This window comes from Herbaspirillum sp. C7C8 (assembly GCF_022627875.1).
Classification (GTDB): Bacteria; Pseudomonadota; Gammaproteobacteria; order Burkholderiales; family Burkholderiaceae_D; genus Herbaspirillum.
On record NZ_JABXGG010000007.1, the window covers coordinates 35573 to 51011 of the forward strand.

The following is a 15439-nucleotide window of genomic DNA, read 5'->3' on the forward strand; positions in this document are numbered from 1 at the left end:
TACTAATTTTCGTGTAGAGGAATCCCTTGGGAAAGCTTTTCAATCTCAAAGAATGGCTGACGATACCGGAGGCAGCCAAGCATCTTTCAAATATCTGCGCCGAGGAGGTGAGCGATGCAGACGTTTTAAGGTTGGGTTTAGATGGGCACTTGAAACTATCAGTAAACTTCGTGAATCACGCAAGAGCCAGGCGGGGACGTCCCATTCCGTTCACGATTGCAGATTGCTTTAAAGCTATTTCAAGTGGCGAGTACCCTAAAGACTTGAAATGGCATTTCGGCGACGGCACCTTGGTTAAGGCATTAAATCCGCAACTAAACTTGAGCGACGAAGATGCCAAAAAAGCAGATGTTTATCCACTTTCTCTAAACCTGGACGGAAAACGATTTCTTACACTTGAAGACTCGATAATTATCTTAAAGGGCATCTGGGACTTACCCATGATTGGCGGAGAGCGATTAGATATCGAGCATGAGTATCAATATCTAACAGGGGGGCCCAGAGTCACTCTTTGCCAGTTTGACGGCGGCGCACTCGTTGAGAGCGAGGATGGAACTTATATTTGTCAGCTGCAAGAAAGCTTTGACGACAATGAGTACGAGGCTGGATCCCTTGCCAGACTCGAAATCATTAAAGGCAAAATAGCCAATAAAGATGTGACGAAAGAAGAAGGAAATAAGTTGCTTGATGAACACAAAGAACGACGAAAAGTGTTTCTCGACCGCCAAAAAGAAAATAACGAAGCCGGCAACCAAATCAATAATTATTATCCTGCAGCCGGTCTCCCAAGTGATGGCGTTTTAGTTGTCCGCACGAAGGAAATCAGGGCCTTCGAACGCCGTCTACTTGGTGAAAAAGACGCTGAAAAACCCCTCACAACAAGAGAGCGTAACAACTTACTCACGGTTATCGCAGCGCTGTGCAACTACTCTGATATCAAGCCGCAGGGTCATGGAGCCGCCGCTCAAATTTCCCGACTCACGGACGACATAGGTGCGTCGCTGGGTGCTGCAGCCATCAAAAAATACCTTGACGACATTCCGCAAGCTTTAGAAAGCAAGAAAAAATAATCCCGAAATCGTAATTGCGATTTGAAAATCGTAATTCGAGCACGCCACACATCATTTTGATCATGATTGCTTCCGTTCACTAATCGGAAGAGCCTTTAGCTACATCCGTGGCGAGGCAAACATCTCTCTGACAAAAGAACTAGCAAAATGATTTACTTTATTAGATCATTTTGCTACATTAGTTCTTAATCTCACATCGGCCAGAGGACAATCATGTCTCATCAGGAAAAAGACCACATCATTTCGACAGGCATTGCCGCAGTTTCCGATCTCGGGAACATCCTGCGAGCGATCAGCCGTCTGGCAAAAGCGACCGGTGATTCTGTCATTTCCAACTTGGCCGACATCGGCGTCCGCTCTGCCAACGAAGCTCACAACACCCTCGAAACCGCTGCAGACAGCAGCAAATAGAAAAGCCGCCGAGTGCGTCAACACTTGGCGGCTTGATGAAACTCACCCTGTCAGGAGTTAATTTCATGAGCAGAAATAGTAGCACAGGCGCGCCTAGCGTCAAGGGCGTGGAGTCCGCATCCACGCGCCCCATCCCCAAAGATGCCAGCTATCTGGCCCACCAGGCAGAGCAGCTCCTCGCGCAGCTGGAAATCCTGCATGTCTTCGCAACGCAGAATCCCGAAGCCTGCAAGCCGGCGGTCGCCGGTGCCATCGGCGCCGCATTCGACGCTGCCGCCAATCTGAGCCGCGAGCTCGATGTACTGGAGGCTGCAGAATGAGCGCCGCCATCATTCTCAAGCATCCGTCTTTCAATGGTCCAGAGGTCAGCAATCCAGTATTCCGTGGCAAGAAAAAGGGCTGCGTCAGCCTGGGCACCGTTCGCCGTAGAAAAATTGCTGAAACAACTAACCAGACGCGCTCACAAACCTTGATCGCGGCGGCCAAAAACATCGGCGCCTTCAACCAAAAGCTTCAAAAGTTGAAAAGTCTCTATGAGGCAGCATCGGATGTCGAATGGCTAGAACTCATGATTGATGTCGCAATTCAGGGCGAAATCGAAAATCGAGTGAAAGGTGGTGCCAAATGACCGCTGCCAAAAATTCCCGAGACGCTGCGCTCAAGCAAGTAGGGCAAACCGTCATTGATGCCAGCGACTGCGCAGTAGTGATGCTGAACTCGTTGGGCAGCCTCTTCGCCGGTATCCAATCGCTGGCGGACAGCAACCGTAACGTCCAGCAGTTGGCCATGCTGGGACAGGAACTGATCGACGGTTATGTGGAGACCATGCGCTCCTACAAGGACAATCTGCCCGAGATTGCTGAAGGAGGGGCAAAATGAAAAAAGAAAATCGCCCAAGCGTCACGTCCGGCTCACTCCCGCCGGTGGCTGAACTCACCTCAAACGAAGCCGCCCTGCTGCGGAATTTCCGCAAGGTCGGGGCTGATGATAAGCGTATGATTTTTGCGCTTGTAGAGTGTCGAGCCGAGAGAGCCGCTTCAGAAGAGGCCATCAGGTCCCACTCCCATTTGAGGCTCGTCAAATGAAAAAGACACCTCAAAAAGCCGGCGCTGCCAAGCGCATGCGCGTGGACACGTACCAGGTGCAGAAGACGATGTATGCCTTCGTCGACGGCGAACTCAAGAAGACCATGACGCTGGGTCTCTCTTCGCTCTTCGGCAGCCGCTTCGCGGCGGTGAAGGCACTACGAAAAATTCGTCGTGCACATCCCACGGCGACACTGGTGCATGTGCGTTCTGAGTTCACCGAACAGGAGAAGTGGGCGCGTTTTTGTCTACTTTCGATGGTGATCCGCGCAGGACAGCAAGGGGAGCGACCATGAACGATACGACCCAATTGCGCCAGGCGGTCAAACTGATGCTGGACGTCATGCCGAACTCGCCCATTTTCAGCGCAGTCCAGGTTGATGCTTTGATCTGCGATCTGGATCGCCTTGCTGATAAACCTCAAGCTTCGGAATCCTCCATCGCCGGCCTCGTCGCTGGCGTCGTGCTGACCCAAGAGCAGGTCGACTCAATCCGCCGCCTGGTTGACTCAGCCGCCAACGATGGCGGCCACGAGGGGCGCAACCTGGCGCCGGGAGTTCTTCACTGCGCCAAGTGCGGCTTGCACGCGACTCTCATCGGGAAGGCTTACCAGCAGGCCAAGGAAGAGGGTTGCCCGAACGGCTGCGGCCCGCTCTGGCCGCTCACCTGGGAGCAGCATACCCAGAAGCTGGGGGCGCAAATCAGCGAGTTGGAAGCGAAGCTGGTGGCCTCGACCAAGGGCTGTGGAGACTCATAGGATCGACATGACTCGTCTACCCTGCTGCATCAGATCTGTTGCCGTCATGCTGCCGTACTACTATTCCAGAAGAAATGCGCGCGACAACTTCGGCATATGCTTCACACAGGGCATCATCGCGTGTCGGCTGATAGCTCTCGCAGAGAAGGTCAAGTGGTCTCAAGGAACCCTCATAACCCGGAATTCCAATAAAGATCATATGGCCCCGATAACCATCCTCCCACTGCTCGGCAGCCAGCCGAAAAGTGTAGCCAGCAAATTCGAAATCGGATTGCGGATCTTTGATGGAGGCAAGAAGATTCTCGGCGTCTTGCAAAGCATCGGCTTTACAGGTGCACGATCGTTGGCACGGGACGATTTGTTGAATTACCAGGCCCTCTCCCCTGAAGAGAAGCTGGCCTCGCCACTCTCCGCCGACTTCATAGGCGCTGCTGACGACGTCCCCAACAAACTTGAACCTGATCATGACACTCTCCTTTCGTCTGTTCGAACGATACTAGCACGCCGCCATAAGCGCCAGCGGGAAGCGCGGGTAGTTGAATATCAGGGCTTGGCTCGCACATGAATTCAAACGAAGAAGCCCTGACCTTGCAGGAGGTCGCCGCCCGCCTGAAACTGTCTTACAGCACGGTCTTCGCCATGCGCGAGCAGATCGGATTCCGCCTACCGGGGTCGCGCGTGTGGCGCGTCTGGCCCTCCCGCCTTGCAGAACTCAGCGAGAAACGCAACAATGTGACCCGGCTACCGCTGCGGGTTGCAGGAGAAAACAATTGCCAATCCGCAAAAATCCCTCTTCCGGTATCTGGTGGATTGATATCCGCGCGCCAGGCGTCCCGCGAATTAGACGCTCTTCTGGCACGACGGACAAACAAGCCGCGCAAGAACTCCACGACCGAGTAAAGGCCGACCTGTGGCGTTCCACCAAGCTGGGCGAGGAACCTGATCACACCTTTGACGAAGCCGCTTTGGGCATGCTGAAGCTAGCGGAAGGCCAGAGCGACTATGAATCAAAGGTGAGGCACGTGCAGTATTGGCGTGCCGCGCTAGGGGCATCGACCCCAATCCGCTCTTTAACCGCCGGCAACATCCTTCAGAAGCTGCCAACGCACACCACGCACAAGCATCGCAAGGCTAAACCCGTATCTGCTGCCACGAAGAATAGATACCTGGCCACCATCAAGCGCATCCTGACTCTTGCCACAGAGTGGGGCTGGATCAGCCGGCCGCCGAAACTGAGCAAGTTCCAGGAGCCAGACAAGCGGGTACGCTTCGAATCCAAGCCAGTCATCAAGGCTCTGATCGATGCGATTTCCATTGAATGGATGCGCGACATTGCGCTTGTGGCGGCGACCACCGGCATGCGCGCGGACGAACTACTTTCTTTGGAACCAAAGAGCGTGGATCTGCCGAACCGCAATGCCTGGGTGATCGCTGAAGAGGCCAAGTCCGGATATGCCCGGGCCGTGCCGCTCAATGCCGACGCACTTGCAGTGATTGCGCGCCGGCTGAAAACGGCACAGCAGTATGTTTTCGAGCGGGCAACGAAGGACGGCAAACCCGCCAAAATCAGCCAGATCGATGACAGGTGTTTCAAGCGGGCCTGCTCCGCGGTGCAGATCACGGACTTTCGGTTTCACGATCTTCGCCACACCTGGGCATCGTGGCACGTCCAGGCCGGGACGCCCCTGCTGGCGCTCAAAGAGCTGGGCGGATGGGAGACGTTGGACATGGTGCAGCGCTATGCCCACCTGGCTCCTTCCCACCTGGCGCACCACGCGGAAACGGTCACGTTTTGGTCACAGCAGGAGGCAGAAACAAAAACACCACTCCGAAGAGTGGTGTAAATGCCTGATTTCTCAGTGTTTTTTGGTGGCCCCCCCGTGAGTCGAACACGGCACCAACGGATTATGAGTCCGCTGCTCTAACCAAGCATGAGCTAGGGGGCCAAAAAATCAGCCGGCGATTTTAACATCTCGCCGGCCAATCCTGACTCACCCTTAAGATCAATTCCCTTCAAGGAAGCTCTTGAGCTTGTCCGAACGCGAAGGATGGCGCAGCTTGCGCAATGCCTTGGCTTCGATCTGGCGAATACGCTCACGGGTCACGTCGAACTGCTTGCCCACTTCTTCCAGCGTATGGTCGGTCGACATCTCGATACCGAAACGCATGCGCAGCACCTTCGCTTCGCGCGGGGTCAGGGAATCCAGGATGTCCTTGACCACGTTGCGCATCGACGCGTGCAGCGCCGCATCAGCCGGTGCCAGCGTGTTGTTGTCTTCGATGAAGTCGCCCAGATGCGAATCGTCGTCGTCACCGATCGGCGTTTCCATGGAGATCGGTTCCTTGGCGATCTTCATGATCTTGCGGATCTTGTCTTCCGGCATTTCCATCTTGATCGCCAGGGTCGCGGGATCAGGCTCGGCACCGGTCTCCTGCAAGATCTGACGCGAGATGCGGTTCATCTTGTTGATCGTTTCGATCATGTGCACCGGAATACGGATAGTGCGCGCCTGGTCAGCAATGGAGCGAGTGATGGCCTGACGGATCCACCAGGTCGCATAGGTCGAGAACTTGTAGCCGCGACGATATTCGAACTTGTCCACCGCCTTCATCAGACCGATGTTGCCTTCCTGGATCAGGTCCAGGAACTGCAGGCCACGGTTGGTGTACTTCTTGGCGATCGAGATCACCAGACGCAGGTTGGCCTCGGTCATTTCACGCTTGGCCATGCGCGCCTTCTTCTCGCCGGCGCCCATCTTCTTGTTGATCGCACGCAGATCCGGCAGCGGCAGTACCACGCGCGCCTGCAGGTCGATCAGCTTCTGCTGCAGTTCCTTGATGGCCGGCACGTTGCGGCTCAGCACGGCGCTGTAGTCATGGTTGGCAGCGACTTCGCCATCCACCCAGTCCAGGTTCACTTCATTGCCCGGGAACACCTTGATGAAGTGCGCGCGCGGCATGTTGCACTTGTTGACGGCGACGTCCAGGATCTGGCGTTCCACGGTACGCACTTCGTCCACCTGCGCACGCAAGGTGTCGCACAGCTTCTCGACGATCTTGGCGGTGAAGCGGATGCCCAGCAGCTCATTGGAAATGATTTCCTGCGCCTTGACGTAAGGCTTGGAGTTGTAGCCTTCCTTCTCGAAAGCCTTGCGCATGTTCTCGAACTGGGTGCCGATGACGGCGAACTTGCCCAGCGCGTCGCGCTTCAACTGCTCCAGCTGTTCAGCGGAGAAACCGGCAGCACCCGAGCCGCTGCTCTCGTTTTCTTCTTCCTCTTCGTCTTCTTCCTCTTCTTCCTCTTCCTCGTCGTCCTCATCGGAGTCGGAAGAGGCAGCCTCGACCTGCTGTTCGCTCTCATTCGGATCAACCAGACCATCGACGATTTCGTCGACCTTGATCTCGTCCTTGGAGATGCGGTCCGCCGCAGCCAGGATCTCGGCGATCGTGGTCGGGCAGGCGGAGATGGCCTGGATCATGTCCTTGAGGCCATCTTCGATGCGCTTGGCGATTTCGATTTCGCCTTCGCGGGTCAGCAGTTCGACCGAGCCCATTTCACGCATGTACATGCGCACCGGGTCGGTGGTACGACCGAAGTCGGAATCGACGGTCGACAGCGCGGCTTCGGCTGCGGCTTCGGCGTCGTCATCGCTGGCGACGTTGGCCACGTTGTCCGACAGCAGCAACGTTTCTGCATCAGGAGCGTGCTCGTAGACCGAGATGCCCATGTCGCTGAAGGTGCCGATGATGCCTTCGATGGCTTCCGGGTCGACGATGTTTTCCGGGAGGTGGTCGTTGATTTCCGAGAAGGTCAGGAAACCACGCTCCTTGCCCAGCTTGATCAGGGTCTTCAACTTCTGGCGACGGCGCTCCAGCTCTTCTTCGCTGGCTTCGGTGTCGGAAGAGAAGGCGTCCTTCAACAGGGCCTTTTCCTTGGCCTTGCGATCCTTGGCCTTGGCCTTGTCGGCAGCCTTCAGTTCGGTGCGCTCGATGGTGTTCAGTGCTGCGACTTCATCACTCTCGGGCTGGAATTCCTTGGGCTTGCGACCACGGCGGCCCGGCACCTTGACGCTCGGCAGCACATAGCCGGACGTGTCGATGGCTGCCAGAGCAGCGGCATCAGTGGTTTGGCTTACGCTCGACGCGGCGGTCGCGCTGACGTCTTTGCCTTCGACCTGTGCAGCTTTGGTGGTCTTGGCGGTCTTGGTTTCGGGTTTCTTGGTGGTCACGGAAGTCTTCGTCGCTTTCACAGAAACCGCTTGTTCGGCGGCTTGAGGTAACTTGTTGGCTGGCGTTGCAGTCGCCTTGGGCGCTGCGGCGCGGGCCGGCTTGGCGGCAGCTGTCTTGACTGCCGTCTTTTTCGGCGTCGCTGCTGCTGCAGTCTTTGCCGTGGGTTTTACGGTGGTGACCGCTGCCTTCGCCGTCCCCTTGACGGGCGATGTGGCGGCTACCGCCCTGGAGGTCTTGGCCACGGCGGTGGATTTCACCGCCGTGGCCGTCTTGCTGCTCTTTGCCGACGCTGCTGGAGTTTTCGCGGGTTTCTTCATTGCATTTGCCATAGAATCAACTGCCAATTGAGAATTCACTCATTGCGCCAATCAAGTCATGCTAATGATGCAACTCCGGTACCGGTTGCCCGGTAGACTCCGGCTGCACGCGCAACGTTCCTTTTACCGGCGGGCCATTGATCGCGTGCAGCAGGCAGTCATGCCGCTTGCGATCCGGCAGCGATACCGCTCTCTGCCGTCCTTCCTCCCGATGCGCCGGGCTGAAGGCATGTCGCCGCAGGGTGGGGATGCAAGAGCCATCCGGCGGAACTAAAGCCCTATAGTATAGCACAGATGGGGCCCTTTTCCCGGGGATCAAGGCGGGATATTCGGCCATCCGCCAGCGATCCGGTGCGTAAATCACGACAATTCGCAGCGCTTTACCGTGTTTTCCACATCCGGGCATCTACTGCTCCTGCACACCCGTCAGACCTGGCCCCGCTGAATCTTGCGGGAATCCCTGCCTGCCCATCTCCTTCTTTCCACCTGCCGGTGAAACTGCACTCAACCTGCCGCGACTGCGCCGCCGGTCTGGCGCTTGAGCCATTCCTTGCGCTGCATCAGCTCGCGATAACGATTGCGCTCTTCCTCGGTGCGCAGGTTGGAGGCCACCAGCATCTGCATCTCCTCATCAAGAGCGCGGATCCTGGCCTGGCGGATGGCGCCGGCCATCTCGGCCCGCACCACATCGAATTCGGATTCCGACTCGGCCGCGATTTCCGCGATCATCGAGTCGAACTCGGGACCACCCTCGCGCAGATGCTCGACCAGCGCGGCAAAGTTGGCCTGCTCGCCCATGCTCTGGGCCACGCCGACCAGATGCGCGAGCATCTCGGCCTGGTCCGGCGCGATGCGGGCGATGGCCTCCAGCGCAGCCGCATCCAGATCGGCGGAGAGTTGTGGATGCGCCACAAGCAGTCGCATGATCTGACGCTCCAGCCCGAGCGGAGCGCTGCGCTTGCTGCGCGGCGGGGCACTGCGTACGCGCGCCACCGGTTTCTCCAGCTCGAACAGCACTTCCAGCTCGGCCGGCGTGGTCTGGGTGGCCTGGGCCACGCTGCGCACGATCTGCAGCCGCAATCCGGATGCCGGCAGAGCCTGCAAGAGCGGCTTGGCGGCAAACTGCGCGTGGGCGCGGCCTTCGGGCGTACGCAGGTCGTTTTCGCCGATGATTTCCTTGAGCAGGAACTGCGACAGCGGCAACGCCTCGCGAATCTGCTCTTCAAAGGCGGGCGCGCCCATCTCGCGCACGTAGCTGTCGGGGTCGTGCTCCTTGGGCAGGAACAGGAACTTGATGGTCTTGTTGTCCGAGGCGTGCGGCAGACAGGCTTCCAGTGCGCGGCGGGCGGCGCGGCGGCCGGCATTGTCGCCATCGAAGCTGAAGATCACCTGATCGGTCTGGCGCACCAGCTTCTGCACGTGGATGGGCGTACACGCCGTACCCAGCGTGGCCACGGCCTGCGGGAAACCCAGCTGAGCCAACGCCACCACATCCATGTAGCCTTCGGTGACCAGCACGTAACCGGCTTCGCGGATCGCCTGACGCGCTTCGAACAGACCGTAGAGCTCGCTGCCCTTCTGGAACAGCGGCGTTTCGGGCGAGTTCAGGTACTTGGGTTCGCCACCATCCATCACGCGACCACCAAAGCCGATCACCTGGCCCTTGGTATTGCGGATGGGGAACATGATGCGACCACGGAAACGGTCATAGCGCTTGCGATGACCGCCCCCTTCTTCGCTCTTGTCGATCACCAGGCCGGACTCGACCAGCACCTCGTTCTCGTAATCAGGAAAGACCTGACGCAGGCTGTCCCACTCGTCGGGCGAATAGCCCAGACCGAAGCGAGCGGCGATCTCGCCGGTCAGACCGCGCCCCTTCAGGTAGCCAATGGCAGGCTGGGCGCTACGCAACTGGTGACGATAGAAATCATTGGCGCGCGTCATCACGTCCGACAGCGCCATGCTCCTGGCCTGTTTTTCCTGACGCTGGGCCAGGGGGATGCTGTCCTCGCGCTCAGGGACCACCATGCCGACGTTCTGAGCCAGATCCTTGACCGCTTCCACGAAACCCATGCCGGAATACTCGATCAGGAAACTGATCGCCGTCCCATGGGCACCGCAGCCGAAGCAGTGATAGAACTGCTTGGTCGGGCTGACGGTAAAGCTGGGGGATTTCTCGTTGTGGAAGGGGCACAGGCCCATGAAGTTGGCGCCGCCCTTCTTCAGTTGCACATAGCGACCGACCACGTCGACGATGTCGACGCGGTTCAACAGGTCCTGGATGAACGACTGAGGAATCACCTGGGCAGCAAGCTTGGCAACAACGCGACGAAGACGCTGCTCAAGAAGCCAGCGCGGCCTTGACCATCGCGGACACGGCGGTCATGTCAGCACGTCCGGCCAGCTTGGGCTTCAACACGCCCATGACCTTGCCCATGTCCTGCGGACCGGCAGCGCCGGTGGCGGCCACGGCGGCCTGGACTTCGGCCTTGATCTCGTCATCCGACAGGCTGGCCGGCATGTAGGTCGACAGCACGGCCAGCTCGGCCTTCTCGACGTCGGCCAGATCCTGGCGACCACCCGCTTCGAACTGCGAAATGGAATCCTTGCGCTGCTTGACCATCTTGTCGATGATGGCCAGCACGTGAGCGTCGGTCAGTTCGACGCGTTCATCGACTTCCTTCTGCTTCATCGCGGCGGTCAAGAGGCGGATGGTGCCCAGCTTGCCCATGTCCCTGGCGCGCATGGCGGCCTTCATGTCTTCCGTGATCTGCTCTTTCAAACCCATGGGGTACTCCGAAGATGAGGTGGATGAGTATTCTGCGATCTGGCGCCATCCCGCATCCAGTATGCCGGGCGGCAACAAGGCAGCCCCGGTCTTAGGATCGTAGAACATGGATGGGCTTATCGCCAGCCCGATTTGGTGCTTTTCCTTCCTATTTGGGGGTACCCATAGGAAAAACCAGGCCAGCCGGCCGCCCGGAGAAAACACCACGACAAATCGGGAATAAATGCGAAAACCCGCTGCGGACCAACACCGGAGCGGGTTTACACATCGGCCGCACGAGTGTGCGGCGAGAAATTCTTAGTACAGCTTCTTCGGCAGCTGTTGGCTGCGGATACGCTTGTAGTGACGCTTCACGGCAGCTGCCAGCTTGCGCTTGCGCTCAGCGGTCGGCTTTTCGTAGAACTCGCGTGCGCGCAGTTCGGTCAGCAGACCGGTCTTCTCGATGGTGCGCTTGAAGCGACGCATTGCAACTTCGAACGGCTCGTTCTCTTTAACGCGAATAGTGGTCATGTAAATTCAAACCAAAAAGGTTAGGTTGGATTAGCAAAGAAAGCGATTGTAGCAGGACTGGCACCCGATTGGAAGGCCAAACGTGGCATTTTTTCCACCACCGTGGTAAAAACCGGATAAGAATCAGGCACTTATCACAGTCAAGATGATCCTTCACCTGAAGTCAAGGGCAAATGAAGAAACAAGTCAGACATCGGCCTTCCAGGCCCGGCTCATACCGCCGAACCCGCCGCCACACCTGAGGCCCAGGCCCACTGGAAATTGTAGCCGCCGAGCCAGCCGGTGACGTCCATGGCCTCGCCGATGAAATGCAGTCCCGGCACCTTGCTGGCCATCATGGTCTGCTGCGAGAGTTCACGGGTATCCACCCCGCCCAGCGTGACCTCGGCCTTGCGGTAGCCTTCCGAGCCGCTGGGCAGGATGACCCAGTGGTTCAGCGAACTACCCAGCTTCCTCAGGGATTTGTCGGGCATGTCGGCAATGCGCGCCCCGGCATCGAAGCCGTTGATCTTGAGCCAGCCCTCGGCCAGGCGATGGGGCAGCCATTGCGCCAGCAGATTGCCGAGGTTCTTCTTGAGCGTGCCCTTGCCGTGGATCAGGAACTGGCCCACATCCAGCCCCGGCAAGAGGTTCAGCATCAGCGGCGTGCCGGGCTTCCAGTAACTGGAAATCTGCAGAATGGCCGGCCCCGACAAACCGCGATGGGTGAACAACAGGTCTTCCAGGAAATACCCGTTCTCCTTCTTCACGCCCGTCTCCACCGCCACTTCCAGCGCGATGCCGGCCAGTTCGACAAGCGACTGCCAGGCCTTGCCGTCGAAGGTCAGCGGCACCAGGCCCGGACGGGTCTCGACCAGCTTCAGATCGAACTGACGGGCGATGCGATAAGCGAAGTCGGTCGCACCGATCTTGGGGATGGACAGGCCACCCGTGGCAATGACGAGACTCGCGGCCTGGATCTCGCCGGCGCTGGTGGCCACGCGGAACAGTTCGCCGGTCTTGCCCACCTCCTGCACCGTGCAGGGCATGCGCCAGCTGACGTTGCCCGCGTCGCATTCGGCCTTGAGCATGGCGATGATGTCCTCGGCGGAGTCATCGCAGAAGAGCTGCCCCTTGTGCTTCTCATGAAAACCGATGCGATGGCGCTTGACCAGGCCGATGAAATCCTGCGGCGTATAACGCGACAAGGCGCTGCGACAGAAATGCGGATTCTGCGAGAGATAATGCTGCGGACCCGCGCCCACATTGGTGAAATTGCAGCGGCCACCGCCGGAGATACGGATCTTCTCGGCCAGCTTGGCGGCGTGGTCGATCAGTACCACGCGCCGACCGCGCTGGCCCGCCACGGCGGCACACATCATGCCGGCCGCACCGGCGCCGATGATGGCGACATCAAAATGATTGGGATTGTTCTTGCTCATGCTCGCTCCGGCACGCATCTCGGTGCAGCCCGAGGTCGCTTCAAAGCCGTGATTGTCCGCGATCCTGCCCCGAAAACACAAGCACCGGCACACAACGCCGTTTCCAGATGCCACAAAGACGAAGGACCGGCATCTTTCGATACCGGCCCTTCGCCTTCTTCCTCCCATCATTGCGCACGCTCTGCAAACACACGCAATGCCAGGTGCCTCAACTTTGATGCAATATTATCTTAAGCAATCGTTTATATCGTTTACTGGAAATACGGCGGCGGCTCTACGCCCATCCACAATTCCGAAGACAGGCGCATCATGTCATTGAGCGAACCGCGCTGGGCAAACATCTGGCGCAGCCAGCTGGCGTCGGACAGGCGATCATGTGCGATGCGGCGCAGGCGCGCGAGGGTCTGCTGCTCGGCCTCATTGGCCACATACGGCTCCAGCAGCTGCAACTGCTGCAGCAGATGCTCATAGATGGGCAGCTTGCGCGATTGCGATGGCGTGGCGCCATGCAGGGCGAGCTGGCCATTGAGCCCGAAGCGGCTGGCCTCGAAGCGGTTGTACTGATACAGCAGATAGAAATCATCGCCGATGACGAAGGGTCGCTCGCTCAGGATCCAGCGTGCCAGCAGTTGCGCATACGCGCCCAAATGCGCGGCATGCTCGATGGTCAGCGGGGTATCGCAGACGCGGATTTCCACGGTGCCGTACTCGGGCTTGGGACGGATATCCCAATAAAAGTCCTTCATGCTGGCGATGATGCCCATCTGCAGCAACTCATCGTAATACGTCTCGAACTCGGCCCAGGTGGTATGTACCGGTGCCGTGCCCGACAACGGGAACGCGCGCACCACGTTGCTGCGCGAGGAATCGAACTTGGTATCGGCGCCCTGGTAGAAGGGCGAGGCCGCCGACAGCGCAATGAAGTGCGGTACGTAACGCGAGAAGCCATGCGTGAGGTACAGCGCATCATCGCCGTTCTCCACACCGATGTGGATGTGCTGACCAAAGACGGTGAAGGTCTTGGCCAGGTAGCCGTATTTCTCGTGCAGGTGATGGAAGCGCTCGCTGGGCGTGATGCGCTGCTCGTTCCAGTGCTGGAAGGGATGCGCGCCGCCGCCGGAGACATCGATGTTGAGATACTGCGCGCCCCGGTTCAAGGCGGCACGCAAGCCCTTCAATTCCTCGATCAGTTCATCGACGCGGGTATGGATGCCGGAGTTCAGCTCGATCATCCCCTGCGTCATTTCCAGCTTGATCTGCTTTTGCAGGTCGCGCGGCTCGATCCAGTTGAGCAGGTCGACCGCATCGCTGGCGAGGTTGTAGTTGCGGCGGTTGACCAGTTGCAGTTCCAGCTCGATGCCCATGGTGAAGGGCGTGGAAGAACCGAACGGCAGGATGCCGGCGCTGCCCTGCGGTCCGGCCACGTGGGCGCGGTGGGCAGGGTCGTCGTGTTCGTTGCGGATCAGTGTGTCGGTATTCATTCGCGTCCACTCTCTCCCGATTTGATCAGGGCAAACTGGGTTGCCACCGGTCCCAGGAATTCCAGGACCACCATGCTGCCCGCCAGCAGCGGCAAGACATTGGCCGTGGTGTGCGGATACAGCGACGAGACCGTTTGCATCAGGCCCACGCCCACTTCCGTCATGGGCAAGGTACCCAGCGTGAGCAGGCCGGCCTGACGCCAGTTCATGCGCGCAAAGCGGGCGAACAGGAAGATGCCCAGGCCCATGGCCAGAAAGCGCGCCGCGATCAGGATCAGTACCGAGAAGCCCAACAGGCTCAGGTCCGACAACTTCATGGACGCACCCACGGTGACGAACAGCATCACCACGAACAGTTCATTGGCCACGCCAAACTCCAGCTCCATCAGATCGAACTGGCGATCCAGGTTCTTGGAGAGGATGGCGAAGATCAGCATGGACAGCATCACCGGCAGATGCAGTGCATGCGCCACGCCGATGGCCAGTGCGATCACCGAGATCACCAGCACGAACTGCGAACTGTTCTCGCGACCCAGCAGGCGCGCCAGCGGCATCATCAGCCAGTAGGTGAGATAGGCCAGAATGGCCGAGCCGATGAGGGAATACAGGGTGTGCTGGATCAAGGTCCAGACAGGTGTTCCCGCCTCATGCGCAATCACCGGCAGAAGCGCATAGGCGGCCAGCACGGCAACGAAATTGTTGAGCGCGGTCATGGCCGCCAGACGCCGCGTGACCTGGCCTTCGGCCTTGAGGTCGCGCAACACCACCAGCACCACGGCAGGTGCGGTGGCAATGGCCATCACGCCACCCAAGAGCGCCATCACCGAATCGGTCCCGAACCAGGTCAGGGCGATGCTGACGAAGCCGAAGCACAGCACGGCCGAGACGGCCACCGTGATCATCAGCCATTTTTCGCGACGCAGCCAGCCGATGTCGACATAGCGACCCAGCTGATAGACCACCAGGGCGACAGCGATGTCGGCAAAGATGTTGGTGACCTTGAGGACTTCACCGGAGAGCAGATTGAAACCGCCCTCTCCCAGCAGGAAGCCGACCAGCAAATAACCCGTGATGCGTGGCACCCATGGGGACTTGGAAACTACATAGCCCGCGATCAGCCCGAACAGCAGCAGGCCGCCGAATACCAGCAGGGCATTCCATTGCAGCGTCTGTGCGAGGGTGAACGACGGAAGAGCCCACTCCATATCTCCTCCTGTAACGATTAGGTGTTGAACCGCACTGGCAAGCCATCAGGTGACATGCTCGATGCGGATCGCGTGAGCAACATGCCTGGCATGCGCTTGTCGAACTGCCCGACGAGATCGGGCCCGAGTCCGGAGAGAGGATTTTCCCAAAAAAATCGCCCGCC

Annotated in this window: 17 protein-coding genes and 1 tRNA gene; 10 read left to right on the plus strand and 8 right to left on the minus strand. The window is 58.6% G+C overall.

What is annotated here, in order from left to right; all coding sequences use genetic code 11:
* Positions 1–26: 26 nt before the first annotated feature.
* The 9 genes from HWE01_RS10440 (at position 27) to HWE01_RS10480 (ending at position 5167) form a co-directional block, all read left to right on the plus strand.
* Positions 27–1070 (plus strand): hypothetical protein, encoded by a 1044-nt coding sequence (locus HWE01_RS10440; RefSeq protein WP_241821783.1) that lies wholly within the window; start codon positions 27–29, stop codon positions 1068–1070.
* Between the two features lie 213 nt (positions 1071–1283).
* Entirely contained in the window at positions 1284–1481 is a 198-nt protein-coding gene (locus tag HWE01_RS10445; RefSeq protein ID WP_241821784.1) for a hypothetical protein, read from the plus strand.
* Positions 1482–1546: 65 nt separating this feature from the next.
* Positions 1547–1801 carry a hypothetical protein gene (locus tag HWE01_RS10450; RefSeq protein ID WP_241821785.1) on the plus strand — a complete coding sequence of 85 codons (255 nt, stop codon included), beginning with the start codon at positions 1547–1549 and terminating at the stop codon, positions 1799–1801.
* On the plus strand, positions 1798–2109 hold the full coding sequence (locus tag HWE01_RS10455) for a hypothetical protein (protein ID WP_241821786.1): 312 nt from the start codon (positions 1798–1800) through the stop codon (positions 2107–2109). The genes HWE01_RS10450 and HWE01_RS10455 overlap by 4 nt, the downstream gene beginning before the upstream one ends.
* Positions 2106–2360: a hypothetical protein gene (locus HWE01_RS10460; RefSeq protein ID WP_241821787.1), complete on the plus strand. Its 255-nt coding sequence runs from the start codon at positions 2106–2108 to the stop codon at positions 2358–2360. Before HWE01_RS10455 ends, HWE01_RS10460 begins: the two co-directional genes overlap by 4 nt.
* A 202-nt stretch (positions 2361–2562) precedes the next feature.
* Positions 2563–2862 (plus strand): hypothetical protein, encoded by a 300-nt coding sequence (locus tag HWE01_RS10465; RefSeq protein ID WP_241821788.1) that lies wholly within the window; start codon positions 2563–2565, stop codon positions 2860–2862.
* Positions 2859–3323 (plus strand): hypothetical protein, encoded by a 465-nt coding sequence (locus HWE01_RS10470; protein WP_241821789.1) that lies wholly within the window; start codon positions 2859–2861, stop codon positions 3321–3323. The genes HWE01_RS10465 and HWE01_RS10470 overlap by 4 nt, the downstream gene beginning before the upstream one ends.
* A gap of 7 nt (positions 3324–3330) precedes the next feature.
* Positions 3331–3888, plus strand: coding sequence for a hypothetical protein (locus tag HWE01_RS10475; protein WP_241821790.1), 558 nt, complete (start codon positions 3331–3333; stop codon positions 3886–3888).
* Between the two features lie 205 nt (positions 3889–4093).
* Complete coding sequence (locus HWE01_RS10480; RefSeq protein ID WP_241821791.1) at positions 4094–5167, plus strand: tyrosine-type recombinase/integrase; 1074 nt, start codon at positions 4094–4096, stop codon at positions 5165–5167.
* A gap of 23 nt (positions 5168–5190) precedes the next feature.
* Here the strand turns inward: HWE01_RS10480 and HWE01_RS10485 are convergent.
* Together HWE01_RS10485 and rpoD are read right to left on the minus strand one after the other, a co-directional pair.
* Positions 5191–5269: transfer RNA gene (locus HWE01_RS10485), tRNA-Ile, on the minus strand.
* Positions 5270–5326: 57 nt separating this feature from the next.
* Complete coding sequence (rpoD, locus tag HWE01_RS10490; protein ID WP_008325811.1) at positions 5327–7552, minus strand: RNA polymerase sigma factor RpoD; 2226 nt, start codon at positions 7550–7552, stop codon at positions 5327–5329.
* A gap of 115 nt (positions 7553–7667) precedes the next feature.
* On the opposite strand from rpoD, the gene HWE01_RS22925 reads away from it, so the two are divergent.
* Positions 7668–7901, plus strand: a complete 234-nt coding sequence (locus tag HWE01_RS22925) for a hypothetical protein (protein WP_241821792.1) — start codon at positions 7668–7670, stop codon at positions 7899–7901.
* 473 nt (positions 7902–8374) lie between these two features.
* Here the strand turns inward: HWE01_RS22925 and dnaG are convergent, their stop codons facing one another.
* The 6 genes from dnaG to HWE01_RS10525 form a co-directional block, all read right to left on the minus strand.
* The gene (dnaG, locus tag HWE01_RS10500) at positions 8375–10171 is read right to left on the minus strand and encodes a DNA primase (protein ID WP_008325809.1); all 1797 of its coding nucleotides are present in this window, start codon (positions 10169–10171) and stop codon (positions 8375–8377) included.
* Between the two features lie 40 nt (positions 10172–10211).
* On the minus strand, positions 10212–10658 hold the full coding sequence (locus tag HWE01_RS10505; protein ID WP_241821845.1) for a GatB/YqeY domain-containing protein: 447 nt from the start codon (positions 10656–10658) through the stop codon (positions 10212–10214).
* Positions 10659–10955: 297 nt separating this feature from the next.
* Positions 10956–11168, minus strand: a complete 213-nt coding sequence (gene rpsU / locus HWE01_RS10510) for a 30S ribosomal protein S21 (RefSeq protein ID WP_006462949.1) — start codon at positions 11166–11168, stop codon at positions 10956–10958.
* A 212-nt stretch (positions 11169–11380) separates the two neighbouring features.
* Positions 11381–12589 carry a BaiN/RdsA family NAD(P)/FAD-dependent oxidoreductase gene (locus tag HWE01_RS10515; protein ID WP_241821793.1) on the minus strand — a complete coding sequence of 403 codons (1209 nt, stop codon included), beginning with the start codon at positions 12587–12589 and terminating at the stop codon, positions 11381–11383.
* Positions 12590–12840: 251 nt separating this feature from the next.
* A complete protein-coding gene (locus HWE01_RS10520) occupies positions 12841–14070 on the minus strand; it encodes a YbdK family carboxylate-amine ligase (protein ID WP_008325791.1) in 1230 nt (409 codons plus the stop codon).
* Positions 14067–15275, minus strand: coding sequence for a cation:proton antiporter (locus tag HWE01_RS10525; protein ID WP_008325789.1), 1209 nt, complete (start codon positions 15273–15275; stop codon positions 14067–14069). Before HWE01_RS10525 ends, HWE01_RS10520 begins: the two co-directional genes overlap by 4 nt.
* Between the last annotated feature and the right edge of the window lie 164 nt (positions 15276–15439).